At 46.0% G+C, this 26,261-nt stretch carries 25 protein-coding genes; 20 read left to right on the top strand and 5 right to left on the bottom strand.

Annotated elements, in window-relative coordinates:
• The first annotated feature begins 50 nt into the window (after positions 1–50).
• The 10 genes from ACRRNK_RS08420 (at position 51) to ACRRNK_RS08465 (ending at position 12,386) form a co-directional block, all read left to right on the top strand.
• Positions 51–1,244, top strand: a complete 1,194-nt coding sequence (locus ACRRNK_RS08420) for an SGNH/GDSL hydrolase family protein (protein ID WP_433946289.1) — start codon at positions 51–53, stop codon at positions 1,242–1,244.
• A 936-nt stretch (positions 1,245–2,180) separates the two neighbouring features.
• Positions 2,181–4,397, top strand: coding sequence for a hypothetical protein (locus tag ACRRNK_RS08425; protein WP_433946290.1), 2,217 nt, complete (start codon positions 2,181–2,183; stop codon positions 4,395–4,397).
• 40 nt (positions 4,398–4,437) lie between these two features.
• A complete protein-coding gene (locus ACRRNK_RS08430; RefSeq protein WP_433946291.1) occupies positions 4,438–5,631 on the top strand; it encodes a HEAT repeat domain-containing protein in 1,194 nt (397 codons plus the stop codon).
• Positions 5,632–5,674: 43 nt separating this feature from the next.
• Positions 5,675–7,057 (top strand): glycosyltransferase family 2 protein, encoded by a 1,383-nt coding sequence (locus ACRRNK_RS08435; protein WP_433946842.1) that lies wholly within the window; start codon positions 5,675–5,677, stop codon positions 7,055–7,057.
• A gap of 88 nt (positions 7,058–7,145) precedes the next feature.
• A complete protein-coding gene (locus ACRRNK_RS08440) occupies positions 7,146–7,952 on the top strand; it encodes a response regulator (RefSeq protein ID WP_433946292.1) in 807 nt (268 codons plus the stop codon).
• A gap of 62 nt (positions 7,953–8,014) precedes the next feature.
• The gene (locus tag ACRRNK_RS08445) at positions 8,015–9,379 is read left to right on the top strand and encodes a nucleotide sugar dehydrogenase (RefSeq protein ID WP_433946293.1); all 1,365 of its coding nucleotides are present in this window, start codon (positions 8,015–8,017) and stop codon (positions 9,377–9,379) included.
• Positions 9,380–9,427: 48 nt separating this feature from the next.
• A complete protein-coding gene (locus ACRRNK_RS08450) occupies positions 9,428–10,339 on the top strand; it encodes a hypothetical protein (protein ID WP_433946294.1) in 912 nt (303 codons plus the stop codon).
• 134 nt (positions 10,340–10,473) lie between these two features.
• Positions 10,474–10,890: a MerR family transcriptional regulator gene (locus tag ACRRNK_RS08455; RefSeq protein WP_433946295.1), complete on the top strand. Its 417-nt coding sequence runs from the start codon at positions 10,474–10,476 to the stop codon at positions 10,888–10,890.
• Between the two features lie 62 nt (positions 10,891–10,952).
• Positions 10,953–11,876, top strand: a complete 924-nt coding sequence (locus ACRRNK_RS08460) for an alpha/beta hydrolase (protein WP_433946296.1) — start codon at positions 10,953–10,955, stop codon at positions 11,874–11,876.
• Positions 11,877–11,888: 12 nt separating this feature from the next.
• Positions 11,889–12,386 carry a Crp/Fnr family transcriptional regulator gene (locus ACRRNK_RS08465; protein WP_433946297.1) on the top strand — a complete coding sequence of 166 codons (498 nt, stop codon included), beginning with the start codon at positions 11,889–11,891 and terminating at the stop codon, positions 12,384–12,386.
• A 151-nt stretch (positions 12,387–12,537) separates the two neighbouring features.
• On the opposite strand, the gene hmpA is transcribed toward ACRRNK_RS08465, so the two are convergent.
• Entirely contained in the window at positions 12,538–13,737 is a 1,200-nt protein-coding gene (gene hmpA, locus ACRRNK_RS08470) for an NO-inducible flavohemoprotein (RefSeq protein WP_433946298.1), read from the bottom strand.
• Positions 13,738–14,235: 498 nt separating this feature from the next.
• Between hmpA and ACRRNK_RS08475 the strand changes: the two genes are divergently transcribed.
• From ACRRNK_RS08475 to ACRRNK_RS08485, 3 genes are all read left to right on the top strand, one after another.
• On the top strand, positions 14,236–14,898 hold the full coding sequence (locus ACRRNK_RS08475; protein ID WP_433946299.1) for a YitT family protein: 663 nt from the start codon (positions 14,236–14,238) through the stop codon (positions 14,896–14,898).
• Between the two features lie 181 nt (positions 14,899–15,079).
• Positions 15,080–15,769: a helix-turn-helix domain-containing protein gene (locus ACRRNK_RS08480; protein WP_433943245.1), complete on the top strand. Its 690-nt coding sequence runs from the start codon at positions 15,080–15,082 to the stop codon at positions 15,767–15,769.
• Positions 15,703–16,644 (top strand): IS3 family transposase, encoded by a 942-nt coding sequence (locus tag ACRRNK_RS08485; RefSeq protein WP_433946783.1) that lies wholly within the window; start codon positions 15,703–15,705, stop codon positions 16,642–16,644. The genes ACRRNK_RS08480 and ACRRNK_RS08485 overlap by 67 nt, the downstream gene beginning before the upstream one ends.
• A 109-nt stretch (positions 16,645–16,753) precedes the next feature.
• Here the strand turns inward: ACRRNK_RS08485 and ACRRNK_RS08490 are convergent, their stop codons facing one another.
• The 3 genes from ACRRNK_RS08490 to ACRRNK_RS08500 form a co-directional block, all read right to left on the bottom strand.
• A complete protein-coding gene (locus ACRRNK_RS08490) occupies positions 16,754–16,936 on the bottom strand; it encodes a hypothetical protein (RefSeq protein ID WP_433946300.1) in 183 nt (60 codons plus the stop codon).
• A 151-nt stretch (positions 16,937–17,087) separates the two neighbouring features.
• A complete protein-coding gene (gene msrA, locus ACRRNK_RS08495; protein ID WP_433946301.1) occupies positions 17,088–18,053 on the bottom strand; it encodes a peptide-methionine (S)-S-oxide reductase MsrA in 966 nt (321 codons plus the stop codon).
• A gap of 47 nt (positions 18,054–18,100) precedes the next feature.
• The gene (locus ACRRNK_RS08500) at positions 18,101–18,709 is read right to left on the bottom strand and encodes a TVP38/TMEM64 family protein (RefSeq protein ID WP_433946302.1); all 609 of its coding nucleotides are present in this window, start codon (positions 18,707–18,709) and stop codon (positions 18,101–18,103) included.
• Positions 18,710–19,083: 374 nt separating this feature from the next.
• Between ACRRNK_RS08500 and ACRRNK_RS08505 the strand changes: the two genes are divergently transcribed.
• Positions 19,084–19,776, top strand: a complete 693-nt coding sequence (locus ACRRNK_RS08505; protein ID WP_433946303.1) for a TerC family protein — start codon at positions 19,084–19,086, stop codon at positions 19,774–19,776.
• A gap of 71 nt (positions 19,777–19,847) precedes the next feature.
• Here the strand turns inward: ACRRNK_RS08505 and ACRRNK_RS08510 are convergent, their stop codons facing one another.
• Positions 19,848–20,672 (bottom strand): AraC family transcriptional regulator, encoded by an 825-nt coding sequence (locus ACRRNK_RS08510; RefSeq protein ID WP_433946304.1) that lies wholly within the window; start codon positions 20,670–20,672, stop codon positions 19,848–19,850.
• Positions 20,673–20,878: 206 nt separating this feature from the next.
• Here ACRRNK_RS08510 and ACRRNK_RS08515 point away from each other — a divergent pair, with 206 nt between their 5' ends.
• The 6 genes from ACRRNK_RS08515 to ric all read left to right on the top strand — a co-directional run bounded on the left by ACRRNK_RS08515 (position 20,879) and on the right by ric (position 26,173).
• Complete coding sequence (locus tag ACRRNK_RS08515; protein WP_433946305.1) at positions 20,879–21,976, top strand: Gfo/Idh/MocA family protein; 1,098 nt, start codon at positions 20,879–20,881, stop codon at positions 21,974–21,976.
• Positions 21,977–22,020: 44 nt separating this feature from the next.
• Positions 22,021–23,103: a Gfo/Idh/MocA family protein gene (locus ACRRNK_RS08520; RefSeq protein ID WP_433946306.1), complete on the top strand. Its 1,083-nt coding sequence runs from the start codon at positions 22,021–22,023 to the stop codon at positions 23,101–23,103.
• A 20-nt stretch (positions 23,104–23,123) separates the two neighbouring features.
• Positions 23,124–24,092, top strand: a complete 969-nt coding sequence (locus tag ACRRNK_RS08525; protein ID WP_433946307.1) for a sugar phosphate isomerase/epimerase family protein — start codon at positions 23,124–23,126, stop codon at positions 24,090–24,092.
• Between the two features lie 263 nt (positions 24,093–24,355).
• Positions 24,356–24,670 carry a winged helix-turn-helix transcriptional regulator gene (locus ACRRNK_RS08530; RefSeq protein WP_251378267.1) on the top strand — a complete coding sequence of 105 codons (315 nt, stop codon included), beginning with the start codon at positions 24,356–24,358 and terminating at the stop codon, positions 24,668–24,670.
• 54 nt (positions 24,671–24,724) lie between these two features.
• Positions 24,725–25,291, top strand: coding sequence for an FAD-dependent oxidoreductase (locus ACRRNK_RS08535; RefSeq protein WP_433946308.1), 567 nt, complete (start codon positions 24,725–24,727; stop codon positions 25,289–25,291).
• Between the two features lie 180 nt (positions 25,292–25,471).
• Positions 25,472–26,173 carry an iron-sulfur cluster repair di-iron protein gene (ric, locus tag ACRRNK_RS08540; RefSeq protein ID WP_433946309.1) on the top strand — a complete coding sequence of 234 codons (702 nt, stop codon included), beginning with the start codon at positions 25,472–25,474 and terminating at the stop codon, positions 26,171–26,173.
• The last annotated feature ends 88 nt before the right edge of the window (positions 26,174–26,261 follow it).

Consider the following 26,261-nt stretch of genomic DNA (forward strand, 5'->3'; position numbering starts at 1 on the left):
TTGAGTACAGGACCTTCGTATAATGCAAATATACGCAAAGGAGGAGAACGATGTCTGGACAAGATCAGCGGCATGAGGAGCTTTGGAATAAAGACTATGTATCGGTTACCGCACTCTCTAGCGCAGCCAACTTTATTATGAATGCGCCTGTGGGCTTCACGCATACTTACCGGACTTATCTCCGTCCAAGGGAGACAGGACGGCTGCACATGCGGATATGGCACAGCAACTCGGTGGACTCCACTTGGGATACGGGGCAGGATGCGAGAGGGAGTGAAGCGGGCGGACCGTGGAAGATTGAGTCCGCTTTCCTGGGAGACGGTGGACGGAGTAGAGACGGCAGTGTAGTTGCCGGGTCACTTGTTCCGGTGACGTTTGGGGGGAGCCACTCCAGAGAGGTAGCACCAGGTGAATGCTTTTACAGTGATGAAGTCACCGTAGATATTGCAGAAGGGCATGATCTGGTATTCAGCTGGACGCTGTCCACATTTGGTCCGGGCAAATCGATTCCCTATAATGTGGAGGGAATGCTTGCTTCGGCTTATGATACCGAAGGGCATTTAGCGGATCAGGACTCGCTCCCCCTTAAGCGGGCATCAGACAGACTGCTCGTACTGCCCTCCTTTATCGGATACAAGAAGGAGACTGCCCGAAGGATAGTCATGCTTGGCGACTCTATAACCCAGGGAGTTCGTACGGAGAAAGACGCCTACGAGTATTGGGGAGCAAGGATTGCAGAAGGACTGGGTCCCGAGTATGGGGTATGGAATATTGGCTCAGGCTGGAGCAGAGCATACGACGCGGCTTCAGACGGACCTTGGTTACATAAGGCCAAGCAGGGAGATGAAGTTCTGATTGTGCTTGGGGTTAACGATATCGATATTGCTAAAAGATCAGCGGCAGAGCTTCTGCATGATTTGAACGCCATTGTAACTGCGCTGAGGAAGAACAGGCCCGAGAGGACTATTCTACTAAGCACCGTACCCCCGTTCAACTTCACGGGGGATCGTGAGCAAATCTGGCGTGCCGTAAACAAAGAAATTCTGAATCATCCCCCTGAGGGAGTGGACTACGTATACGATATGGCCAGTGTGCTGTCGCAGCCTGAACCTCATGAACACCGGATTAAGCTTGAGTATATGAGCAGTCCAGACGATCCTCATCCCAATGGGCTGGCTGGAGAGGCAGTCGCAAGCGATTTTCTCAAGTCGTATGCTAGAGTACAAAATAAACTAATCAAATAAAGAGCTAGGGATGCGAAATGGAGCAGAGAGGAAGAGGTTATTCATACGGAATAACCTCTTTTTTTGTCTTTCAGCAGGAGCAAAACGGGTTAATAAGATCGGAAATTATCGATTTTGTCACAAAAATAACAAAAAAATTGCTCGAAAACTAGTCGTAAAGACATTCTTGACCCGCTTTTTAGGTTTGAAAGAAAAGCATCAATCAGACTAGAGGCTGTATGGACAATGTCGAATGAAGAAGCGCCATATCGAATGAGGTAGAAATGAGGAGAGCGATGAATAGGGTAACCCGACGGTATCATTAACCTTTTTTACAGAAACAAGGAAAAGAGGGAAAGTAATCCTAGGAAAAAAGGAGGTTTAATCGGGACCTTTTTCCGGGGGGAATTGAATTGATTAATTAGCGAATTACCAAAAGACCCTATATAGGTCTATAAGCTCTTTTTCTGTAACTGGTAAAAAGTGTAAAACGTTGATATACAGCGATTTATAAGCAATTTACGATAAGTCTTTGGTATCAATTCTGTTACCAATTTGGAAAAGGGTGGGATATTAACCACAACTTCGATATATCGTTAGCGTTAAATACTACATATAATGGTTCTGAGACTACGGATTAAACATGCCAAATCCGTCTGATCTATAGCTGTGCTTGGAATGACAAGGAAACTCCCGAAATGTCGCAACTGAAAAAATCATAGCAATTTGGGAGTTTATATGGTTCACCGGATTAATAGTTTTTTGTAAGAAATGTTATGTAATGTCGTGGAATTTTCATGAAAGTCCCGAAAAAAAATGCTCCCATCCGCCTAGTTACTTTATGAGTTCACTTGGTTAATCATTAAGGAGTGACGACAGGGAGTGGAGGTGTGAAGATCCATACTATGGAAATCGCCTGCATACAAAAAAATAGCGAGGTGAAGGGATTTTATATCGATGTCAAAATTAGCGCGCAAACGAATAATTTTATGGATTACGATTGGAATCATTTTAATTGGAGGGGTAACCTCCCTGGTATTCTTGTATCTTCCTCCGTCCCACACAAGTTACGCTACCTCGGATGGAACGGAAATGAAGTTCCAGACCTCAGGAGACAAGTTCCTGAGATACGACGGGAAAGGGAACTGGAAAGAAATTTTTGTTAAAGGTGTCAATTTAGGAGCAACCGTACCGGGGCATTTCCCAGGTGAGTTCCCGGCAACAGAAGAGGACTATCTAAGGTGGTTCCAGCAAATTTATGATATGGGTGCAAATGTGATTCGGGTCTATACGATTCATAATCCCGTATTTTATACGTCATTAGTTAAATTCAACCGAGATAAGGGAGAAAATCCTCTCTATTTCATCCAGGGAGTCTATTCACAGGAAGAGCAGTTGATTGACTCTAAGGATGCTTACAGCGGAGGAATTCGTGAAGCTTTCGAGCAGGATATTGATAAGGTGGTAAGTGCGGTATACGGGGATTTGGACATCCCTGTTAAACCTGGATTTGCTGGAGGTAAGTATACTACCAACGCAGGCGCTTACTTGATGGCGTGGCATATCGGAACCGAGTGGGATCCGGAAATGGTGGAGAATACGAACAAGGTTCACGCTGGACAGGCTCCTTATCAAGGCAAGTATTTCAGTGCGACAGATAAAGCCAGTCCGTTTGAAAGCTTCCTGGCCAGTATGCTGGATCGGGCAGCCGCCAAAGAGCAAACCTACGGCTGGGAGCATCCTGCAACCTTCACCAACTGGGTAACAACGGATGTGCTTAAGCATCCGGGTGAACCTTTATTCCAGGAGGATCTCGTTAGTGTAGATGCTACTCATGTCAAGCCGGTGAATTGGCAAGCTGGATATTTTGCGGCATACCATGTGTACCCTTATTATCCTGACTTTTTCCACCTGGATAAGACATTGCAGACCATTCCTGATGGCAAGGGTGGATTCAATACTTATAAAGCTTATCTGCGAAATCTTAAGGCATATTACAAGAATATTCCGATTATGGTTACTGAGTATGGAGTGCCTTCATCTGTGGGTATATCTCACTTGGGTCCGGGAGGACGCAACCAAGGGGGCCATAATGAGAAGGAGCAGGGCGAGATCGACGCGTCACTTACTCAGGATATTTATGATGAAGGATATTCAGGAGCGATCCTGTTCATGTGGCAGGATGAGTGGTTTAAGAAAACATGGAACACTATGCGTTTTGAAATACCGGCCGACCGTCGTTCCTACTGGCTGAATGTTCTGACGAATGAGAAGGAGTTCGGCTTGGTTGCTATGGGTCCTGGCAAGTCTGACAAAATCATCATTGACGGCAAGCTGGATGATTGGAACTCACTTCCAAAGGATCAGGTGACCGAGTGGGATAAGACCGTGCCGGGCATCAGTAAAATGAAGGTCACTCATGATGAAGCCTATGTGTATGTCGGGCTTGAGCTTGAGAAAAATTTCGACCCTCAGAAATCTCTAATCTATCTAGGCACAAATACGCAGCCAGGCGGAGATCAGCCGAAGAACGAGCTGCCGAAGAAGACGCTTAGCGACGGACTCGAGAATCTGATTGTCATCGGTAAGGATAATGAGACTCAAGTTAAGGTTGCTCCGTCTTACGACTTCCACCAAAGACTGTATGGAAGGTATGGATACTGGATGCTTCCTGAGCAGACAGCTGCGGATAAAACAGCCTTCCAACCATGGAAGCTGGCGGTCAGCTTGACCATGACTCCGCCGGATACACGTACATCTCATCCATTCCAAGATGAGACGGTAGGGATTTTGAAGAGGGGCACCTCTAACCGAAGTAGTGCGCAATTTGACTCACTGACTTCATGGCAGTACAGCGGTAAGCAGGTAGAGCTTCGTATACCTTGGATGCTTCTTGGATTTGCGGATCCTAGCTCTCAGCAGGTCATTGACTATTCTCCACTCAATAAGGGACGCACGTTCTCAACTGTGAAAACAGAGGGAATTACGTTCGTACCGTGGATTGTGGATCGCGGAACCAAACAGGTGTCCTGGCCGGGTGGGAATGAGAGTAAGCTGGACCTTAAAGATCAGCCAATCTATAAGTGGAATCCGTGGGAAACTGTGGAGTATACAGAACACCTTAAAGCAGGCTACTACGACCTGAAGGATGTCTACTCAAAAATGAAAAAGTAGTACAGTAAATACGAACTCACAGAGGAGGTCTCATTGCATTATGTTTCAACATGTCACCGTGGCTATCTATTTCGTCTATGTGTGCCTCGGATTGATCGGACTCGGAATTGCAATCCTATTCTATATGAAGCTCAAACATTTGGCGACGCTTAAGAAAACGGAGGAATACCGGCTTAAGCATCAGGATTATTTCAGGTATATCCAATCTCATTTACATGAAGGCAGCGATCTTCCAGTACCGCCGGGCAAATTGACGGCTCTGGAGAGAAGAGTGATTCAAGATAAGTTCGTAGAATGGATCGAACAGTTCAAAGGTGAGCTTCGTAACAGAATCGTTGAATTGTGCGAGAAGGCGGGTTTTGTAAAGGATGAGCTTGAGCAGCTGGACAGCCTATTCTTTGGACGCCGGGTAGAAGCAGCTTACCGACTAGGTAACATGCGGGCCGCAGAAGCGGTCCCCCGCCTGCTTCAAATGCTGAGAAAGCAAAGTTACAGTCCACTCACCATTATTCTCGGACGGGCGATTGCCAAGAGTGCCAAGCAGGAGGAAGAGCTTAAGGAAATGCTCGAACTTATGCTGAGACATGGCAAGCCAATTCATAATCTGGTGGCCGATGTGCTGCTAGAGACAGATCTTGATTCCAGTAAGCTGCTTTTGAAGCTGCTTGAGGACGGAAATGCGGATTTTGTAAAAGTTGCCCTGGTCGCCATGTGGGGACAGGCAGTACCCGAGGTTATTCCGGCTCTCGACCGCCTGGTCGGGGCGGAGGAGAAAGATGTTCGGGCAGAAGCCGTCAAGCTGTACCTGAGCTCTAATCCGGTTCTCAAGGATGAGACGATTAAGCAGCTCATGTCGGATAACAATTGGGAAGTCCGCGCCGCCATCGCCAAATCACTTGGCTCGCTTCATGCAGCAGGAAGCATTCCTCTTCTCAGAAATGCGATGAGAGATGAGAACTGGTGGGTGCGGAATAACAGTGCCGAAAGTTTGGCTAAGCTTGGAGAGACAGGCTTTGAAATTTTGTGTGAAACGGCGCTTCGTGGTTCAGGAGTAGAGCGGGAGACAGCTCTATATCATATTGAGAAAGTTATGACTGAGGGAACGGATCATCATGCTGTTGATCAAATGGTGTCCTTCAATAAAAAACGTTTGCTTTATGACCGGTACTTCGGAGTTGCCGAAAGAAAGCCGGTACGCCAAGTAGCAGCAGTTGGGGGGGATTACTCTGCTTAGGGATATACTTCTCATCTATGGCTTGTTCGCCATTTATTATGTAATGACGGTTAACGTACTGTATTTCTCTGTACTCGCCTTCTCATTCAAGAACATTATGACAATATTCCGCAGATCGGCGTATTCGAAATATAATACGCTCTCGGGTTCAGAGCTAGTACCAGCGGTATCTCTATTGGTACCTGCGTACAATGAAGAAGTTACCGTTATCGAGAATGTAAAGTGTCTTTTGACATTGAACTACCCAAATTATGAGGTTATCGTCATTAACGACGGTTCGAAAGATGACACTCTAGGCGTTCTGGTAAGAGAATTCGGCCTTGAGAAAATTCCAAATCCGGACATGAGAAACTCTATTGATTGTCAGGAGATTAACGGGGTTTACTATAATTCTCAGTATCCCCATCTGTATGTAATAGATAAACCGAACGGGGGTAAGGCGGATTCATTGAATGCCGGCATTAACTTGTCGCACTATCCGCTGATCTCTTCTATTGATGCCGATTCACTTCTGGAGAAAGACGCGCTCATTCGGATGGCAAGACAGTATATGGAGAATCCCGAAGAGACGGTTGCGATCGGAGGAGATGTTCGTATCGCGAATGGCTGTCTGATCGAGAATGGACAGGTTAAGGACTTCTCCTTGCCGAACAAAATGTGGCCAATGTTCCAGGCGGTTGAGTATTTGAAAGCCTTCCTGGGAGGCCGGATCGGCTGGAGCTCCATCAATGGACTTATTATCGTATCAGGTGCTTTCGGCTTGTTCCGTAAGGATTATGTAATTGCCGTAGGGGGCTACCGTGGTGGTTACCCGGGCGAAGATATGAACATTATCATTAAACTTCACCGGTACATGCTGGAGAATAAGCTGAAATATCGGATTGCTTTCTGTCCTGAAGCCGTGTGCTGGACTCAGGCACCGGATACCTACAATATTCTCGCTAACCAGCGTAAGCGCTGGGGACGCGGTAATTTGAAGAACATGATCGAGAACTATGACATGGCCTTCAATCCGAAATATAAGGTTATGGGACTTTTGACAATGCCGTACAACATTATTTTTGAGGCCCTGAATCCTTATTTCAAAATTACAGGTCTGGTGGCTTTAGCCGGCTATGTAGCTCTGGATATGACCCAGTGGAAGATTCTTCTGGTGTTTGGACTGATCAACTTCCTTAGTGGATACTTGTTCAGCATTGGGGCGCTGCTGCTGGAAGAGCTTGCATTCAAGCGCTTTACCAAAATATCTGACTTGGTCAAAATGCTATTCTATGGCGCATTCAAATTCTTTGGTTACTCTCAGTTGGGTACGCTCTGGCGTATTCAGGGACATATACAGTATCTGCAGAACAACAATTCATGGGGAACAATGACAAGGCAGAGCTGGAAAGAAGAAAAAAGTGAGGCCCCAAGCAGTGCAGCATAAATGATAATGCTTCCCCACCCCGGGAAGGAAGTGATGCCTACAGTCGATCAAAATAAAATTCAAACTAATATGAAAGGTGGGAATTGAAATGCCCAATTCGGCTACGCTCCAAAGGGGTATTCAAGAGAACTTATACCAGCACATCGAGGAATGGGTGAAGGGAACCAAACACGAGGTATGCGGAGTGATATTTCTGTATTCCGAAAACGGTCCTGCAAATTTAGATGCCCAAGTCCGTGGGGTCCTGGAAGCTCAGCCTGATCTTTCCTTTGAGGTTTGGAGTGATGACGAGAACAACACCTTGGCAGTAATTCTGCCGGGACAAGCTCTGGATGCTGTGCATTTTGAAGGCCTGCTGCTCAAACAGCGGCTTCAGGATATCAAAGCGGATTTGGATCCACGGATCACGCTGGCCAGCTTCCCGGAACAAGGAGAACCGACAGAAATTGTATTGAAACAAATGGCTGAGTCTGCAAGACGCAGTTTGTCGGGAGATATTCATATTTTCACAAGAGAAGAAGCAAAGGCTGCCCGCAGCAGTATTCTGATCGTAGACAACGATCCGACTATTCGTGAATTTCTGCAGATTCGCTTTAAAATGCAAGGCTATGAAACGTACGAGGCCAACGACGGTCTCACCGCGCTTAAATTGATTGAGCAAATGAAGCCAGATCTTGTTCTTACGGAGCTGAATCTGTACGGGATTGACGGACTGCCGTACATCCATCATATTCAGAAACTGAATGAGAGCAAGTCGCCGAAGATTGTAGTTCTGACTGAGCAGAAAGTTGAACAGACCATTAGTCAATGCTTCCAAAGCGGAGTTGAAGACTATATTACGAAGCCTTTCTCACCGGTAGAGCTGGATGCAAGAATTCGTCGCTGCTTCAACTAATTATTTTTCTAAATTTACTATCATTATAAAAAATATACAGATAAAATGGAGGCTGAGAGATTGTGAATAAAGAATACCATGACTTATTGGGTGCTATTGAATCGAAGAATGCCGTACTTGGTGTGGTGGGCCTTGGCTATGTAGGTCTGCCGCTCGCCGTAGAGATGGTTAAGCAGGGATTCCATGTCATCGGTATTGATCTGGATATCTCCAAGATTGATAAATTGTATCGTGGAGAATCCTATATTCACGACATTTCCAATGAGACGCTGGCAGAAGCGATCGCTTCCGGACGGTTCAAGCCGACTGCAGACTACAGCTCCATTCGACAAATTGACGCGATCAGCATTTGCGTGCCAACGCCGCTCAGTGAGAATCAGGATCCAGATACCTCCTATATTGTGACTGTGGTAGATGAAATCAAGAAGTATATGAAAAAAGGCATCCTGATCACATTAGAAAGTACTACTTATCCGGGAACTACAGAAGAGCTCATTCAACATGAGCTGGAAGCACTAGGCTATACGGTCGGAGTAGACTTCTTCCTCTGCTTCTCCCCAGAACGGGTTGACCCATCGAATACACGTTTTAATACATTCAATACGCCGAAAGTTATCGGCGGAACTACTGAAGCCTGCCTTAAGCTTGGCGAAGCACTTTACAGCAAATATGTCCAGACTGTAGTTCCTGTCTCTTCTCCGAAAGTGGCTGAGATGTCCAAGCTGCTGGAAAACACCTTCCGCAGTGTCAATATCGCCTTTATTAATGAAATGGCAATGATGTGTGACCGTATGGGTATCGATATTTGGGAAGTCATTGATGCCGCAAAAACAAAACCGTTCGGCTTTATGCCGTTCTATCCTGGTCCAGGCATCGGCGGTCACTGCATTCCGCTTGACCCGATGTACCTGTCATGGAAAGCCAAGGGCTTCCGTTTCTACAGTCAATTTATTGAACTAGCTCAATCCACTAATGATAATATGCCTTACTATGTAGTGAATAAGACTTCGAAAATTCTGAACGAGTATGCTAAATCGGTCAAGAAATCGAATATTCTTATCCTTGGTATGGCCTACAAGCCGGATATTGCCGATCTTCGTGAGTCCCCGGGACTTGAGGTATACGAACTGTTCAAAGACAGCGGCGCTTATGTAAGCTATTACGATCCGCATGCTACAACTTTCCGTGACAAGACTGGAAACACAGTTAGCAGCATCGCGTATGACGTGGAACAGATCAAGAAATACGACTGCATCGTACTTATCACGAATCATAGTGATCTGAATTATAATGAAATCGCAAGCTTGGGTGTACCGATTCTGGATACAAGAAATGCATTCAAGGATTTCCCTCACGAGAATGTATACAAGATTGGTCATTCAGTACAGCAGGTTGTTGAGCAGGAAGAGCCAGCTCTAATTGTCTAATCCGATTGTTTTTAGATTAGGAAGGGGGATCAGACGATCAAGTTATTTATGATGAAGAATAAGGGTTATATCTTCGCTCTCTTGGTCATCATCATGGTGTTGGTCGTGCTTATTCCTTATCTTAACAAGCAGCCATTGGCATCAGAGAACAAATCTACGTGGCTTTGGGACACGGATTTGATCACCAATCAAGCTGATGATATTGTGAAGTTTTCCAAGGAACAGGGCGTTAAGATCATTTTTCTACAAGTGGGAGAGAAGGTAGCTGCGGATCAATACCGCAGCTTCATCTCCAAAGCCAAGAAGGAAGATATTGAGGTGCATGCCTTAAATGGCAGACCCGGCTGGGCGCTGTATGATCACAAAGGAGAAGCTGATGAATTCCTGAACTGGGTGAAGGACTATAACGCAAGCTCCAAACCGGAGGAGCAGTTCGCGGGCGTCCAATTCGATGTGGAACCTTATTTGCTCAAGCAGTGGAAGTCCAGTCAGAAGGTTGTGCTTCAGGAATGGATGGGTAATATGAGGTCGTGGATTCAGAGCGGTAAAGAGGCCGGCCTTTCCATTGGAGCGGCTGTCCCTTTCTGGCTGAATGGGGTGAGCAATCCTAATGGGAACGGCAAGCAGCCAATGAGTGAATGGATGATCAGCAAGCTTGATTATCTAGCCATCATGGCCTACCGTGACAAAGCGGACCAAATCTATGATATTTCTGAACATATGCTTTCTGAAGCCGACTCAGAGGGGAAGAAAGTGTGGGTCGGTGTCGAGGTTGCGCAAAGCCAAGAGGGTGAAGGGGTATCCTTTTATGCCCAGTCTGATTCGAAGCTTGAAGAGGAGCTGAACAAGCTGGTCAACCTGGGAGATAAGCATGCTTCTTTTGCTGGTGTGGCTGTTCACAGTTATGAAGCATGGCGAACCAGATTTGACGGGTCAAAGACAGCACTCAGAAATGACTAACTAAGAAGGGCAGCCTTAAGGGCTGCCTCTTTTTTGGATATAGGGAAGCAAGCCGAATGGAAATAGGGTCTTTAGCGTCTATGAATAGAATTTGTTAAAATATACTTAGGTTCAACAGGGAAGGGGTATTCGTAATGAGCGGATTTTTACGTGGGGATGTGGCAAGAATGGCCCAGCTGAATATGGAGACAATTAGATATTATGAGAACTATGGTCTCATTGACACGCCTTCCCGGAGTGATTCAGGGTACCGCATATATTCGGAAGAGGTTCTGACTCGTCTTGCTTTTATCAAGAATGCTAAGGACTGCGGCTTTACGCTAAAAGAAATTAGGAAAGCGCTTAAGGCCGGAAAAGACAGCATTCGAATTGAAGATTTCATAGCTTTGATAGACAGGAAGATGAACAGCATAGAGACAGAAATAGAAAAACAGCAGAATACCATGAAAATGCTGAGCCATTTGAAAAGTAATTTGCAATCCGTACATAAACATCCGGAAATCCAGCAGGTTCTTCAGACTCTGGGGATGGAGGAGAAAATTCAAGCTTGACCTTGTACCTAACTACAGGTTTTAGAGTAAGATTATCAAACCTGTAGGAGGCGCATATAAACATGAATCTAACAAATCCACAGCAGCTTGCCGGCATTAGGGCGCATTTGAAGCAAATGAACGACCCGCTCCGTCCCTTGGAACAGATACGGAGGGAACTATCCGAGGCTCCAAAGGGTATTCCAAGTATGGAGGGCCTGACTACAGAACCGGTGAACGTGGATGGACTTTATGGGGAATGGGTAAGTGAGGCTGAAGCAATAGAAAATGGGAGCAGACCGGTAGTGCTTTATTTCCACGGAGGCGGGTTTGTCGCGGGTACTTGCGGCTTTTACCGGGATATGGCTGCAAGAATATCGCATTCCAGCGGATTTAAAGTATTAACTTTTGAGTATCGTCTCGCGCCAGAGCATCCTTATCCGGCTGCGAATGAGGATGCTCTTAAGGCATACTACTGGTTAAGAGAAGAAGGTTATTCCGCCAGTCAAATCATGTTTGGCGGTGATTCCGTAGGAGCAACTCTTGCTCTTATGACTTTGATTACCCTGCGGGATAGGGGAGAAGACCTTCCAGCAGGGGCATTTCTCATATCTCCTCATGCGGATCTTGTTCATTTAGATGGGGACTCCTATGTGACTAATAAAGAGAATGATCCCACTGGCAGTCTGGAAGGAAATAGGCAGATTATTGCTGCATATCTGGGCAACTGGCAGGGTACCCCGCCTGAAATACTATCGCCCTTGCGAATGAATCTAGAGGGACTCCCTCCTCTTCTGATTCAAGTTGGAAATCTGGAAGTGCTGCTGAGTGATGCGGTAAGGCTGAGTGAACGGGCGAAGCAAGCAGATGTAGACGTTACGATTGAGATCTGGGACAATATGTGGAGTGTATTTCACTTTTTGGCCTATACGCTGCCAGAAGCTGAGCAGGCGATCCGAAATATTGGTATATTTAATAAAGAGAAGTTATTAGAAAGCAATCGATAAGGAGAGATTAGCATGATTTTGCACAAAGGGGAGATCTTATTTCATCAGGGGGATGATGGAGCTTACTTGTACAAAATCAAGAGCGGCCTTTTCAAAGTAACAAGACTTCACGAGAACGGAAATATGGTTCTGTTTAACATCTTATATCCAGGAGAGACCGTTCCGCATCATTCTTTGATATCACCTAAGGAGACTCACGGAACTGCGATCGCTTTGATACGAAGTGAAGTTGAAGCTATTCCGGCCGCCGATTGGTACCGGGAACTTGAGGAAGATCCCAAGAGGCCTCTTGAGGTTGCCAGTCTGCTTCAGGAGAAGGTCAGATTCATGCAGCAACGGCTGGACCACCTGACTGTAGGTACACCGGCTGAACGATTAGAGCTGCTTAAGAAATGGTTGAGCAGTTATGCCCATGGGGTTCCACTAACTGATTTCCTAACACAGGAGGAGATTGGCCAGCTGATCGGGGTACGGCGGGAGACGGTCAATCGGCTTTTGAGGGGACACTGACCAATAGAATCAGAATATACAAAAGAAGCTGATCTTCACCTGAATAAGGAGAAGGATCAGCTCTTTGGTTTTATTAGAGAAAAAAGATAAAGGAGCATCCCAGGTCCAGTAATATGGAGGGCAGGAATGCTTACAAGTCTAGAAGCTAATATTATAAATTGTCTGCCGGGCCAAAGAACTCAAAGTGCGTCCGCTCAGCAGGAATTCCCCATGTCTTTAAAGCCTCATTGACTGCCCGCATAAAAGGAACAGGGCCGCAGAAATAGAAATCCGAATTCGGATCTGTTACCTGCCGAAGCCAAGCCAGATCAATATATCCCGTCTTGTCGCATGCCTCATCTTGTTCAGGTGACTCATAAATGAGGTAAGATTTAAGATTAGCATGCTGCTTGGTCAGTTCAGCTATGTGATCTTTCATCGCATGATAAATTCCACTTCGTGCCGCATGAATATATACAACCTCGCGCTCTGGACTGTTCTTGAGAAGAGTCTCCAGCATACTAACCATAGGAGTGAGGCCGACCCCGCCGCTTAGAAGCACAACCGGAGTGTCTTTGGTCTGATCGAGGACGAATACGCCGGCCGGAGCACTGATATCAAGAATACTACCTTCCTCTACAGATTCATGTAAATAAGTAGATACGGCACCTGCAGGTTTATCGGTTGCGGCATCTTCGCGTTTCACGGTTATCCGGTAATAATCCGGATCAGGTGCAGCCGACAGGCTGTAATGGCGCAGATGGGTGAATTCCTGGCCTTCTGGCTTAACCCGAACGGTGATGTACTGCCCTGGCGCGAAGGAGGCAATGGCTTTGCCATCTACCGGTTTCAGGTAAAAGGAAGTAATCAGTTCGCTTTCGCGAACTTTACGCTCGACTACGAATGGACGGAAGCCATCCCAGCCGCCGGCCTGCTGCTCAGCATCCTCGTACATTTGCCGCTCGACTCCAATAAAAGCATCCGCAATGACCCCATAAGCTCGGCCCCATGCATCAATAATCTCATCCGTAGCTGCATCACCAAGGACGGTCTTGATTGCTGCCAGCAGGTTCTCACCGACAATAGGATAATGCTCTGGCAGAATGCCAAGCGCGCGGTGTTTGTGAGCAATCTGAACTACAACCGGGAGAATCTCTTCCAGTCGATCAATGTGTGCCGCTGCCGCGTATACAGCGTTAGCCAGTGCGGCGGATTGCTTGCCTTGACGTTGGTTGGCATGATTGAAGATATTAAGTAGTTCAGGGTGATTTCTGAACATGGTTTGGTAAAAGGTCTTAGTAATGTCTTGTCCGTGTACTTCGAGAACAGGGACGGTTGATTTGATAATATCGATGGTGTGTTGATCTAACATAAGTCTGTTTCTTCCTTCCCGTAAATGGACTTGAATTCTTAACTAAGTATAGAAACTCAGCGGGAAGCATAATGTGATTTTCGTCACACGGAAAGTTGACACTTTGTGAAAATAAATAAAATGCAATGAAATTTATCACTTTTGTTTTCAGAAATAATATTGTTTTTACATACAAGCTGTTTAGACATGATTATTGCTGTGGTATAATAAGATTAGTAAGCAGAAACGATAGGTCTGTAAAATCGGAGCTCAAGAATCGTTACTGCAAAATGAAATAGAAAGGATCAGGATACCATGTGTCCCCGAAGGACAATTCCCCAAAGGACGATTTGGAAACGTTGTGATCTCTCTTATACTTAGCTTCTTTCGTGGACTGTCGGTGTACGGCTAATATCCCACGAAAGAAGAGTGTGACAATGCGAAGGACAATGTCCTCACTGACCTTCTTCGTAGGGAGTTGCCGTAAGGTTAACCAAACTACGATAAGAGGGATTCGGTATGAGGAAAAAGAAGAGAAGTCTAGTTGATTCGGAACAGCTGTTCATGATGCTGATCGGTACTTTTTTACTGGCATTTACGTATTATCATATTAATTTTCAGAACCACCTGTCTGAAGGCGGCTTTGTTGGTCTCTCCCTGCTTGGGAAGTATATGTTCGATTTCCCGCCGGCAATAACCGCATTGGTACTGGATATCCCGGTATTTATCTTTGCCTTATTCTTGAAGGGACGCAAGTTCCTGGTGAATACTCTGATTGCATCCATAGCTTTCTCAGGATTCTATGAACTGTGTGATCGGTTCTCACCGTTTCAATTGGACCTGCACAACAATTTAATGGTGGCCGCTGTCTTGTCCGGGGTATTTACCGGAATTGGCGCTGGAGTGGTGCTTCGCGCAGGCGGTGCGACAGGCGGAGATGATATTTTATCTCTGGTTCTAAGCCAATTAACAGGGATCAAGATAGGAACTGTATTTATTGTACTGGATGCTATTGTGCTATTAATCTCATTAGTCTACATGCCTGTACTTGAGACTATGTATACAATTGTTGCTGTATTAATTGCAGGCAAAGTGATTACTTGGACCGTGAATTACGGGAAGGCCGCAGAGCCTAAGCTGCGTGTTCCTTACACTGTGAAAGAGAAGACCGCTCGTGCATAATAGTTGAGCATCTATTGGCTTAAAGCTGGTAGATGCTCTTTTATTATATTTGGGCCAGGAGTAAGTCACCAACCATAGCTTTTGAAAAAGCAAAGAGGACACCTGTGCTGATATGCTCCCATCATAGTAGACAGTAGAAAAAACAAAAACTTCTACTGCTACAATGATGGGAGTTTTTCTAATGTCAAAAAGAAGTCCTATTTCTTTAGAAGTAAAATTACATGCCGTACAGCGGTGTCTTGAGCATAAGTCTAATCCAAACTATGAAGCGAAACAGCTTAGAGTTTGTAAGAGTACGGTTAAGGATTGGATAAGAAAGTATAAAGCAGATGGTTTGGATGGATTAAAGGAATCGAATACATGGAAATCATACTCAAAGGAATTGAAGCTTGCGGCTATTAAAGACGTGTTGTCTGGTCATTGCTCCGTAGAAGAGGCAACAAAGAAGCATCGTATTTCGAGTAGAAGTGTTTTGGGAAAATGGATTTCCAAGTATACTAATGAGATAGAATTGAAACCTACACCTAAGGGAAAAGGACTGTCTCATATGAACAAAGGACGTAAAACAACTTTCAAGGAACGCATTGAAATTGCACAATATACAATCGCTAATGGTTTGGATTATCAGAAGGCGATCGAAAAGTACGATGTATCCTATCAGCAGGTGTACGCATGGGTTCGGAAATACCGAGCTGGTAGTGAAGATGCCCTCAAGGACAACCGAGGTCGTAAAAAGCCTGCAGAGGAACTAGATGAGCATGAACGGCTTAAGCTACGGATCAAGGAATTAGAAGCTCGAAACGAATACCTGGAAATGGAGAATGCCCTCGCAAAAAAGTTGGCGGAGATCAAGCGACGAAATACACGCTAACCCTTGTTCGACAAGCAGACTTGTATCAAGCGATTCAAGAACTGAACAAAGAAAAAGGTTATGCAATTACGAAATTGTGTGCGTTAGCCGGAGTTGCTCGATCTGCCTATTATAAGGGGTTAAAATGGATGCCATCCGCCAGAGAACTTGAGAATTATACGCTAGCTAAAGAAGTGAAGCTTCGCTATGACAAGCGAAAGGGGATACTTGGCTATCGCCAAATGCGCACCCAATTAAACCGAAAGCTCAAGAAGAAGTACAATAAAAAGCGGTATTACCGAATTATGCGTGCTCTTGGATTAAAGGCGGTAATTCGTAGGAAACGGCCGAACTACGTGAAAGTCTCTGAGATGCATGTAGCTCAAAATGTAATGAACCGTGAATTTCAGGCAGTTGCTCCTAATATGAAGTGGTGTACAGACGTTACAGAATTGAAGTACGGAAACGGCCGTAAAGCCTACCTGAGTGCAATTCTTGATGTATACGATAACTCTATCGTTTCATGGGTGTTAAGCCCCTCCAACAACAATAAACTCGTCATGGATACGCTAAAGAAGGCTTATGAGAAGAACCCCGGTGTAACCCCGCTTATTCAAAGTGACAGAGGCTTCCAGTATACGTCTCATGAGTATAATCGACTCCATGTAAAATACGGATTTATGAAAAGCATGTCTCGTGTGAGCCGATGCTTGGACAACCAACCTATTGAACGATTTTGGGGCACTTACAAATCAGAGAGCTATTATCTTACAAAGTATGATACCTATGAAGATGTCCTCAAAGACGTTAGCGAATATATTCGTTATTACAACAACTACCGGTATACAGAGTGTTTGGATGGTTTGTCACCTAACGAATACCGAAGAGCTGCATAATGAAAAAATCTCAGCTCTGTTAAAACGAGCTGAGGAAAATAAACGAATCGTTTTTGTTTTATTCACTGTCCACTTGACAGGGAGCACTTCATGCAGGGTCCTCTTTTTATTATTTTGTATGTGAGGGATGGTTCTTGTCCCATTCTTCTGCTTTGGAGGTCCCGATTGCAATGGCGCGGCCTTCATCATAGCCTTCATCCAGCAGGGCATTTGCGATCTCCACAGCTTTATTTCTGATTCTTGTGTCCAGATTTTTCATAGAGGGCGGATACTCATTCTTGCTCCAAGGCATATGAATCACTCCTTAGCTCAGTATAGAATAATAATTACCCTCTAAAAAAATCTTTAAACTAGATGGAATGAACTAAAGAAATGAGCACATGGATTAAGGCTAACACTTGTTGCTTAAAGGAATCGATCAAGCAGTCTTTAGTTCAATCCATCTAGTTGAACAGATAACGATACTCGCCATATCCTTGTTCCTCGAGCTCTTCCTTCGGTACAAACCGCAGGGCCGCGGAATTAATGCAGTAGCGAAGGCCATTCTCCCCTGGTCCATCATTAAATACGTGGCCAAGATGTGAATCGGCTTCCGAGCTTCTAACCTCAGTTCGCACCATAAAGTGGCTAAGGTCGGTCTTCTCTTTCACGCTGTAATCGCGAAGCGGCCGAGTGAAGCTGGGCCAGCCGCAGCCGGAATCATATTTATCCTTTGAACTGAATAGGGGCTCGCCGGATACGATATCCACATAGATTCCTTCTCCGTGATGATCCCAGAATTCATTGGAGAAGGCGGGTTCAGTCCCATTCTGCCGAGTGACTTTGTACTGCATAGGAGTTAGGCGCTGTCTCAGCTCATCCTCGTCAACTTTACCTGACCAGTGCGCCTCGATGAAATCCTGACGCCCAGAGCCTTTACGATAGCGCTTGTAGTGCGCGGGGTTCTTCTTGTGATAGCCTTGGTGATATTCTTCGGCTGCATAGAAAGGAGCCGCTGGTAGAATTGGAGTGACGATCGGCTTGTCAAAGCGACCGCTGTCCGCAAGCTTCTGCTTAGAGGCTTCAGCAAGTTCCCTTTGCTCTTCATTGTGATAGAAAATAGCTGTCCGGTAGGAGTCGCCGCGGTCGTGGAATTGGCCGCCTGCATCAGTGGGATCAATCTGCTGCCAGAACAAATCCAGCAATTTTTGATAAGGGAAGATCTGAGGATTGTACGTGATCTGAACAGCTTCATAATGACCTGTTGTATCGGAGCAGACCTGCTCATACGTTGGGTTCTCCACATGTCCTCCGGTATAACCGGAGACCACGTTCTCGATTCCCGGAAGCTCTTCGAACGGTGACACCATGCACCAAAAGCAGCCCCCGGCAAAAGTAGCAAATTGTTTAACCTCGGATGGATTACTCATGTTAAGATTCACTCCTTATATATTGTCGTTCTTATGGTTATAATCGCTTATTTAGCTCTTGTCACTCTTTTATATCCCCATAGAACAGTGCCTGTAAACAGCAGGTAGACGATCAAAACCTGAATCGAGAGAAGAGGGTTGCTGCTTAGTGTGCCCCCGAGAAAAGAATATACGAAAATTCCGGGAAGCTTGCCGATCAGGGAACCAAGAACAAACACGCGAAATGTAATCGTGGATACCCCGGCATACACATTGACCGCCATCTGGGGAAGCAGGGGGATCACTCTCCACAGGACCACCGATTCAAAAGGATGCTTCTCCACAAACCGCGTATAGCGGTCAAGTAGTTTGAATTTGGACAGCCAGATGCGTGCTTGCTCCCGAAAAGCATAATTTACAGCAGCGTACACTAGAACTCCGGCAGCTGTAGAGCCAATAAGACAAATAATACCTCCCAACCAGGCACCGTACATATAACCGGCCGCGCCAACGACCAGCTTGTATGGAACAACTGGAAACAGGGCGAGCAAGGTAGTCATTCCGAGCATAGCGGGTATAGGAGGACGATGATTGAACCATGCGGCCAGTTCATTTTGATACAACAATGCGGCTAAGAACAGCAATACATAAACCGCAGCAGCCAGCCATTTACGCATAGCGGCTCCTTTCGAGGGAAGAAATATTAAGCTTATATAGAAGTATAATACCAAAGTGTACGAAGGTAATCGACCTCTATCCCGCAAATTCATAGATTAAAGGACTGGCGTCTGACAGAATATTTATGCTATAATCCCTTTAAGAAATATGCATGGTTCCCAAAGGGGAGTAGCTACTTACAATAAAGTCGTCATTACGGGATGAAATCCCCGGCTTTATTGACAACGAATTTGTTGTTAGCGAGACCTTTGCCCGGTGCTTGAACTTGGGTAAAGGTCTCTTTTGATGTGTAAAAGCGTCGCGGCCCAAGTTAAGCCGTGACGCTTTTTTTGCGTGGACCGGCCATTATAAGAAGGGTAAAGGGGAGAAAAGTATGGATTTTATGAGCTTGGATTTCTGGACTATCTTATTATCAATCATCTTGATCGATCTGGTTCTGGCCGGAGATAATGCGATCGTCATTGGACTCGCCGCACGAAATGTGCCCAAGAAGGATCAGAAGAAGGTTATTCTCTGGGGAACCGTAGGTGCGATTCTGGTACGCGTCATCATGACGGTGCTGGTTGTACAGCTCCTTGCGATTCCGGGACTTCGATTAGCAGGCGGTCTGGCGCTGCTCTGGATTGCCTTCAAGCTGATCGTGAATGACAAAGGGCATGACATTAAGGCGGGCAGCAAGGTATGGGCTGCTATTCGAACAATTATCATTGCCGATACCATGATGGGGCTTGATAATGTGCTTGCTGTGGCAGGTGCGGCGCACGGAGATAATCTGATGGTAATTATAGGGCTGGCTATTTCGGTACCTATAATGGTCTGGGGAAGCACCATGATCCTGAAGTTAACGGAAAGATTCCCCATTGTGATTACCCTGGGGGCTGCAGTGCTTGCGTGGACAGCAGCTAAGATGCTGGTGGACGAGCCGCTTATCTCATCCTGGTTCGTAAGCGGAGCTGTCAAATATGGCTTTGAGATTATCGTGATTGCAATTGTTGCAGGACTAGGCACATGGGTCAAAAGAAGACAAGAAAGACAGCGCGCCATCCGTAACGTGGTGAACGGCTAACGGACGCTCCTGAGCAAACAACACCGCCTTTCAATATGAATTGAGCAGGCGGTGTTGTTGTTTTGAAGAATTTAGCCGTTCATATTCTCCCGGCTGGCCAAGCGAAACTGCTTGGGTGACATACCGAATCGGGAACGAAATACTTTATGGAAATAGTTATAGCTTGGGAAGCCGGAGCTCTCGGCAACGTGTTCAAGGGACAACGGACTGAAGATTACCCTCTCACGGGCCATATTCAGCCGAACCTCAAGGGTATGCTGCATAATACTTGTTCCAAACGCAGCCTTGAACAAATGAACGGCCCGGGACACGCTGATCCCTACATGGGCGGCGACATCTTCCAATTTAAACGCGGTGGATGCATTCTCTTCAATATAGTGCTTAATCTGATAGGCCAGATAGGTCCGCGGAGTAGGAACCGGGAGTTCCTGCAGCTGTCTGTCAATATCGAGACACAGAATTCGTAGATAATACTCAGCAATTTCAGGCGACGGATTAGAAATCCGCTGCTGCTCCAGCGTAATTTGACGGAATAATCCGATGAAGCCTTCTGATAAAGGAACACGGATCTTGTTGGGGCGCTTTCGCTCTTTCCACCAATTATCCATCCATTTACCCCGGAGAAGAATGTAGTAATCACCGCTAAATAGCGTCTGATCGCCCTGCTTATTCTCAAAGGCTTCAATCCGCAGCTCATAAGGTTCCCCAGGCGGAAATATCAATAGATCTCCGGCTTCGACATTCACGAGCCTTCCATCACAGCGCGCTCGGCTGCGTCCTTCGGTCTGAATGCGGATAAGATAATGCTCCAATCCATCCCCGTCGTTAGAAAAGTAAGGTTTGCGGTGCTGGGCATAACCAGCTGCCAAGATATGCAAGTTCTCATTAGCGCTCATGTTACGTCTCCCTGCCACATTACAAAATAATGACCAGATTGTTCAGGTTTCAATCATATTATTCATTTTACTGCAGCTGAAATAGGAATACCATATTACTTGTTAAATAGTTTGGATTCAAATGAGAGATACTTTGATTTGAATTCAAGCGAGAATGGTAATGATCGACCTTATCGTATAACAACAGACTTATAGGGGATGAGGCCTTGATTAAACTTAGAGCAGGAGTTATAGGCTGCGGTAATATAAGTCCGGCATATCTCACTTACTTAAGCGGGAGCCCGTATGTCCAGATCACAGCTTGTGCGGATATGGTCCTGGAGAAAGCGCAAGCTAGGGCAAAGCAGTTCGGAATTGAAAACGTATACACCGTAGAGGAAATGTTAAATGCACCTGAAATTGATCTGATTATCAACTTGACCATTCCCGCGTCTCATGGCTCGGTGAACCTCCTCGCGCTTGAGCATGGGAAGCATGTCTATGTAGAGAAGCCGCTGTGTCTCTCGCTAGACGAAGCGAAGGACATTCTAGCGCTTGCCGCAGAGAAGGGCCTGCGGGTTGGCAGTGCTCCCGATACGTTTCTGGGAGCTGGAATTGAGACAGCGCGTGACGCGATTAACCGCGGTTTGATTGGTCGTCCCATCGCGGCTTCAGCCTTCATGATGGGATCGGGTCCTGAATCATGGCATCCCAATCCGGAGTTCTTCTATGCGGCCGGAGGCGGCCCGATGTTCGATATGGGGCCTTATTACTTAACAGCGCTCATTAATCTGCTTGGACCGATCCGAAGAATAAGCGGCTCGGCAGGAATCCAGGTAGCGCAGCGGACAGTACATACTGGAGAGAATGCGGGTAAGCCCATATCTGTCCAGACCCCGACCCACTACAGCGGAACTCTTGAATTTGCAGAGGGAGCTATTGGGACGTTGATTACGAGCTTTGATATCTCGGGAGGAAGTATGCTTCCGAGGATTGAGATTTACGGAACAGAAGGTTCGCTGCATCTGCCAGATCCGAACTATTTCTGCGGCGAAGTTAAGCTGAGAAGATCGGGTAATGAAGGGTGGGAAGTTATCCCTCCGCTATTTGAATCCGGTGAGAATGAGAGAGGCCGCGGCGTGGAGGATATGGCCAAAGCAATCTATGAAGGAGTAACGCATCGCGCTAACGGCCATCAGGCCTATCACGTACTTGAAGCGATGCATGCTTTTGAGCGCTCATCACGTGAAGGCAAGCACGTTATGCTTGAAAGTACTGCTGACTTAGCCGCTTATTATATGCAGGCTGCCCAGGGGAAGAAATAAGTGTACAAAGATAATCGAAAATAAATACTAAGGAGGACATGATGATGTCTAAAGTGTTGAAAGTAGCTGTAATCGGCTGTGGAGGAATTGCCAAGGGCAAGCATCTGCCAAGCTTGTCCAAACAGAAAGAGGTAGAGCTGGTTGCCTTCTGCGATATTATTGAAGAACGTGCCGCTGAAGCCAACGAGAAGTACGGAAATGAGAACAGCAAAGTCTATACAGATTATAAGAAGCTTCTGGAAGAAAGTGGAGCTGAGGTTATTCATGTATGTACGCCAAATGATTCACACGCGGAAATAACGATCGCTTCACTGGAATCTGGCAGACATGTAATGTGTGAGAAGCCAATGGCGAAGACCTCCGAGCAGGCCAGAGCTATGCTTGATGCCGCCAAGCGTACAGGCAAGAAGCTCTCGATAGCTTACCAGAACCGCTTCCGCAGTGACAGCCAATACCTCAAGAAGCTCTGTGAAGACGGTGAGCTTGGAGATATCTATCTGGGTAAGGCGCTTGCGATCCGCCGCAGGGCCGTTCCAACCTGGGGAGTATTTCTGGATGAAGAGAAGCAGGGCGGAGGACCGCTTATTGATATCGGAACCCATGCGCTGGATCTAACCCTTTGGCTGATGGACAACTATGAGCCTAAGAGTGTAACCGGCTCGGTATTCCACAAGCTTGGAAGCCGGAAGAATGCCGCGAACGCGTTCGGATCTTGGGACCCGGAAGAGTTCAAAGTGGAGGATTCAGCATTTGGATTTATCACCATGAAGAACGGTGCGACCATTATCCTCGAGTCCAGCTGGGCTTTGAATGTGCTTGAGATTGGCGAAGCGCAGACCATCCTAAGCGGTACAGAAGGTGGAGCAGACATGAAGAACGGTCTTCGTCTGAACGGCGAGAAGAACAGCCGCCTGTGGGAGACCAAGGTGGACCTTAGTTCAGGTGGAGTAGCCTTCTACGAAGGTGAAGAAGAGACGGATGCCTATCTGGAAGCCAAGTCTTGGGTTCAAGCTGTTCTCGAGGATAGCGAACCGCTTGTGAAGCCTGAACAGGCACTGGTGGTAACTGAAATTTTGGAAGCTATTTATGAGTCGGCAAGAACAGGCAAAACCGTCTATTTTGATTAAAAACTAGGAGGATACAAATTATGAAATTAGGAGTATTTCTAGTTCTATTCGGAGACCGTTCTTTTGAAGAGGCTTTAGACTTTGTCGCGTCGCAGGGTGTAAAGGCAGTGGAAATTGGTACCGGAGGGAATCCAGGGAATAAGCACTGCCGGCCAGATGAATTGATAGAGAACAAAGCAGCCAGAGATCAATTCAAGAAAACATTGGATTCCAGGGGAATTACAATCAGCGCCTTAAGCTGCCACGGGAACCCGCTTCATCCCCAGAAGGCACTTGCCAAGGCAGATCACGAAGACTTCTTGAAGACCGTCCAGCTTGCCGAGCTGCTTGAGGTTCCCGTCGTGAATACCTTCTCTGGATGCCCGGGCGATCACGAGGATGCGAAGTATCCGAACTGGCCAGTTGCCCCATGGCCGAACGACTACCAGGAAATTCTGAAATGGCAGTGGGAGAACAAAGTCATTCCTTATTGGACTGAGATGGGGAAATATGCGTCTGAACATAAGGTGAAAGTTGGACTTGAGCTGCATGGTGGATTCTCCGTCCATACCCCTGCTACCCTGCTTCGCCTTCGTGAAGCAGCAGGCGAGGCTATCGGTGCGAATCTCGACCCGAGTCATATGTGGTGGCAGGGAATTGACCCTGTACAAGCTATCCACATTCTGGGCCGTGAGGGAGCGATACACCACTTCCATGCCAAGGACACCGTGATTGATCCGATTAATGTGAACAAACATGGTATTACAGATATGCAGTCCTATACTAACATGCTTGACCGCGCATGGCAGTTCTGTACGGTAGGCTATGGTCATGATATCAAGACCTGGGCTGATATTATTAGTGCGCTGCGCCTGGTAGGATATGATTATGTAGTCAGCATTGAGCATGAAGACGGCTTGATGTCCATTGAGGAAGGGTTCACCAAGGCAGTACGTAACCTGCAGTCGATCATCATTGAAGATTCGAGTGCGGACATGTGGTGGGTATAACAGCCATAATGTTCATTTCTATAATTCACCCCCTTATAAAATAAGTTTCGCACAAATAAGCCAGACTATCTTTCGGAGGGTAATCCGAAAAAGTCTTGGCTTATTTGTTATGAAATGTACATTTTGTATACCCTTTCACGTATATATTGTATAATCAGGTATTATCCTGGTTTTCTTTATGAGCAAAATGTTGTAAAATATATATACTAACTAAACGTAAGTTTTCGGTTATACCCTGACCGGAGCACGAAGAGGTGATTTCAATGGAGGGTCAATGGAATTTGTGTCCGCGATTTGAAACCGCGTTCTCTTTTCTCGGAAAGAGATGGAACGGTCTGATCATACAAACGTTAATGAGCGGCCCGAAGCGGTTCAAGGACATTTCTGGGCTTATTCCGTCTATGAGCGACAAAATGCTGTCCGAACGCATGAAAGATTTGGAGTGTGAAGGTATTCTGGTTCGCCATGTATATCCCGAAACTCCCGTCCGGATTGAGTACGAATTGACAGATAAAGGAAGAGCGCTGCAGCCGGTTATGGAACAGATTCAATCCTGGGCAGAAGCCTGGGTAGAATAATAAGTCAGCATTTGTTGCAAGCTGGCTTGATTAACATAGAAAGCAGGTGCTTTAGTGGCAGAGATCATCATTATTGGAGCTGGACCAGCTGGAGCTAGTGCAGCTTTGTTTCTGGCCAAAGCAGGCAAAGAAACCTTGGTAATTGACAGCAACACAAGTATGACCAAGCGGGCCTGGATTGAGAACCACTATGGCGTCAAAGACATCTCAGGACCGGATCTGCTCAAGATCGGTCGTGAGCAGGCTGCTAAATTTGGAGCCAAATTTATTGAAGAGAAAGTCTCAGCTCTGGATACCAATGGCGACAAATCAGTTACGATCAAGACAGAATCGGGAAGAAGCTATGAAGCAGCCCACGTCATTTTTGCTACGGGAGCGCTTACAGATTTGGCAAAACAGATTGGACTTGAGCTCAAGGAAGGTACTGAGCCTAGAATTAAGACCGTGATTGCAACCGATGGGGCGGGCCGCACGAGTAAGCCAAGAATATGGGCGGCCGGAACAGTGGCAGGAGTCAGTGTTCACACTATTATTACAGCTGGCGATGGTGCAAAAGTTGCGATTGAAATTCTAAGCGAGTTAAATGGCGAGCGCTATGTAGATCACGATGTGTTGAAATAATATATTTTTATTTAAAAGCTTTTTGCAGTAACATCTGCAGAAAGCTTTTTTTATTTTAATTTTCCTAGAAAATGTGACTTTAATTACAAATTCTATGTTACTCAAATCACACGTATCTTCCAGAGAATTGAAGTACGATGGACTCAGAGATTAAGACAAATTAAATAGGAGTGGGTGGAGATGGGTATGGCTGATCTTGCTTTCAAAGCCGAAGACATGGTTAGAGACGTTGTTGTACGTTTTCCTAAATCAAGTGATTATTTCCGAAGCCATCGTATCGACTTCTGTTGTGGTGGGAATCGCCCGTTGAACGAGGCTCTGGAAGAGAGAGGCTTGAATACTGAAGAGGTGTTGAAGGATCTTCATAAGCTTCTAAATGATCATCCGGTTACCGAAGATCATGATAACCATGCGGCATGGAGCTCTAACGACTTGATCGCTTACGTTGTAAATAAGCATCATGCTTATTTACGTGAGGAGCTTCCGCTAATTGAGCAAAATGTGAAGAAAGTGTACCGTGTTCATGGACAAGAAGGGGATCACTTGGCTGAAATACACCGTTTGTTCGGAATTTTGAAGACAGACTTACTTGAACATACAGAGAAGGAAGAAGCAAATGTCTTTCCCAAAATGATTAACTGGGAGTCCGCCAAGGAAGCTGAGACGCTGACCAAACTTCGTTCTTCAATTTCAGAACTTGAGGCTGAGCACGATTCAGCAGGAGATATTTTGAAGGAAATTCGTAAGCTTACAGAAGACTTTACGCCCCCAGCTCATGCATGTACAACCTATAGAATGACTTATTCTAGACTCGAGGAACTAGAAGCAATGACATTCCAGCATGTTCACATTGAGAATAATATATTGTTCCCCCGTTACTAAGTGTGGAATATCTTGGCGAAGAATACTCAGGAATGTGAAATTTATCACTATAGTGTGAGGTTTGTCACACCTTCGATTTTCTGCTGTA

Origin of the sequence: Paenibacillus sp. SN-8-1 (assembly GCF_050995535.1) — a bacterium.
Classification (GTDB): Bacteria; Bacillota; Bacilli; order Paenibacillales; family Paenibacillaceae; genus Fontibacillus.

What these genes read in the sequence shown, in the direction of transcription:
- ACRRNK_RS08420 (WP_433946289.1), top strand. Translation starts at nt 51, where the DNA reads ATGTCTGGACAAGATCAGCGGCATGAGGAGCTTTGGAATAAAGACTAT.
- ACRRNK_RS08425 (WP_433946290.1), top strand. Translation starts at nt 2,181, where the DNA reads ATGTCAAAATTAGCGCGCAAACGAATAATTTTATGGATTACGATTGGA.
- ACRRNK_RS08430 (WP_433946291.1), top strand. Translation starts at nt 4,438, where the DNA reads ATGTTTCAACATGTCACCGTGGCTATCTATTTCGTCTATGTGTGCCTC.
- ACRRNK_RS08435 (WP_433946842.1), top strand. Translation starts at nt 5,675, where the DNA reads ATGACGGTTAACGTACTGTATTTCTCTGTACTCGCCTTCTCATTCAAG.
- ACRRNK_RS08440 (WP_433946292.1), top strand. Translation starts at nt 7,146, where the DNA reads ATGCCCAATTCGGCTACGCTCCAAAGGGGTATTCAAGAGAACTTATAC.
- ACRRNK_RS08450 (WP_433946294.1), top strand. Translation starts at nt 9,428, where the DNA reads ATGATGAAGAATAAGGGTTATATCTTCGCTCTCTTGGTCATCATCATG.
- ACRRNK_RS08455 (WP_433946295.1), top strand. Translation starts at nt 10,474, where the DNA reads ATGAGCGGATTTTTACGTGGGGATGTGGCAAGAATGGCCCAGCTGAAT.
- ACRRNK_RS08460 (WP_433946296.1), top strand. Translation starts at nt 10,953, where the DNA reads ATGAATCTAACAAATCCACAGCAGCTTGCCGGCATTAGGGCGCATTTG.
- ACRRNK_RS08465 (WP_433946297.1), top strand. Translation starts at nt 11,889, where the DNA reads ATGATTTTGCACAAAGGGGAGATCTTATTTCATCAGGGGGATGATGGA.
- hmpA (WP_433946298.1), bottom strand. Translation starts at nt 13,737, where the DNA reads ATGTTAGATCAACACACCATCGATATTATCAAATCAACCGTCCCTGTT.
- ACRRNK_RS08475 (WP_433946299.1), top strand. Translation starts at nt 14,236, where the DNA reads ATGAGGAAAAAGAAGAGAAGTCTAGTTGATTCGGAACAGCTGTTCATG.
- ACRRNK_RS08480 (WP_433943245.1), top strand. Translation starts at nt 15,080, where the DNA reads ATGTCAAAAAGAAGTCCTATTTCTTTAGAAGTAAAATTACATGCCGTA.
- ACRRNK_RS08490 (WP_433946300.1), bottom strand. Translation starts at nt 16,936, where the DNA reads ATGCCTTGGAGCAAGAATGAGTATCCGCCCTCTATGAAAAATCTGGAC.
- msrA (WP_433946301.1), bottom strand. Translation starts at nt 18,053, where the DNA reads ATGAGTAATCCATCCGAGGTTAAACAATTTGCTACTTTTGCCGGGGGC.
- ACRRNK_RS08500 (WP_433946302.1), bottom strand. Translation starts at nt 18,709, where the DNA reads ATGCGTAAATGGCTGGCTGCTGCGGTTTATGTATTGCTGTTCTTAGCC.
- ACRRNK_RS08505 (WP_433946303.1), top strand. Translation starts at nt 19,084, where the DNA reads ATGGATTTTATGAGCTTGGATTTCTGGACTATCTTATTATCAATCATC.
- ACRRNK_RS08510 (WP_433946304.1), bottom strand. Translation starts at nt 20,672, where the DNA reads ATGAGCGCTAATGAGAACTTGCATATCTTGGCAGCTGGTTATGCCCAG.
- ACRRNK_RS08520 (WP_433946306.1), top strand. Translation starts at nt 22,021, where the DNA reads ATGTCTAAAGTGTTGAAAGTAGCTGTAATCGGCTGTGGAGGAATTGCC.
- ACRRNK_RS08525 (WP_433946307.1), top strand. Translation starts at nt 23,124, where the DNA reads ATGAAATTAGGAGTATTTCTAGTTCTATTCGGAGACCGTTCTTTTGAA.
- ACRRNK_RS08530 (WP_251378267.1), top strand. Translation starts at nt 24,356, where the DNA reads ATGGAGGGTCAATGGAATTTGTGTCCGCGATTTGAAACCGCGTTCTCT.
- ric (WP_433946309.1), top strand. Translation starts at nt 25,472, where the DNA reads ATGGGTATGGCTGATCTTGCTTTCAAAGCCGAAGACATGGTTAGAGAC.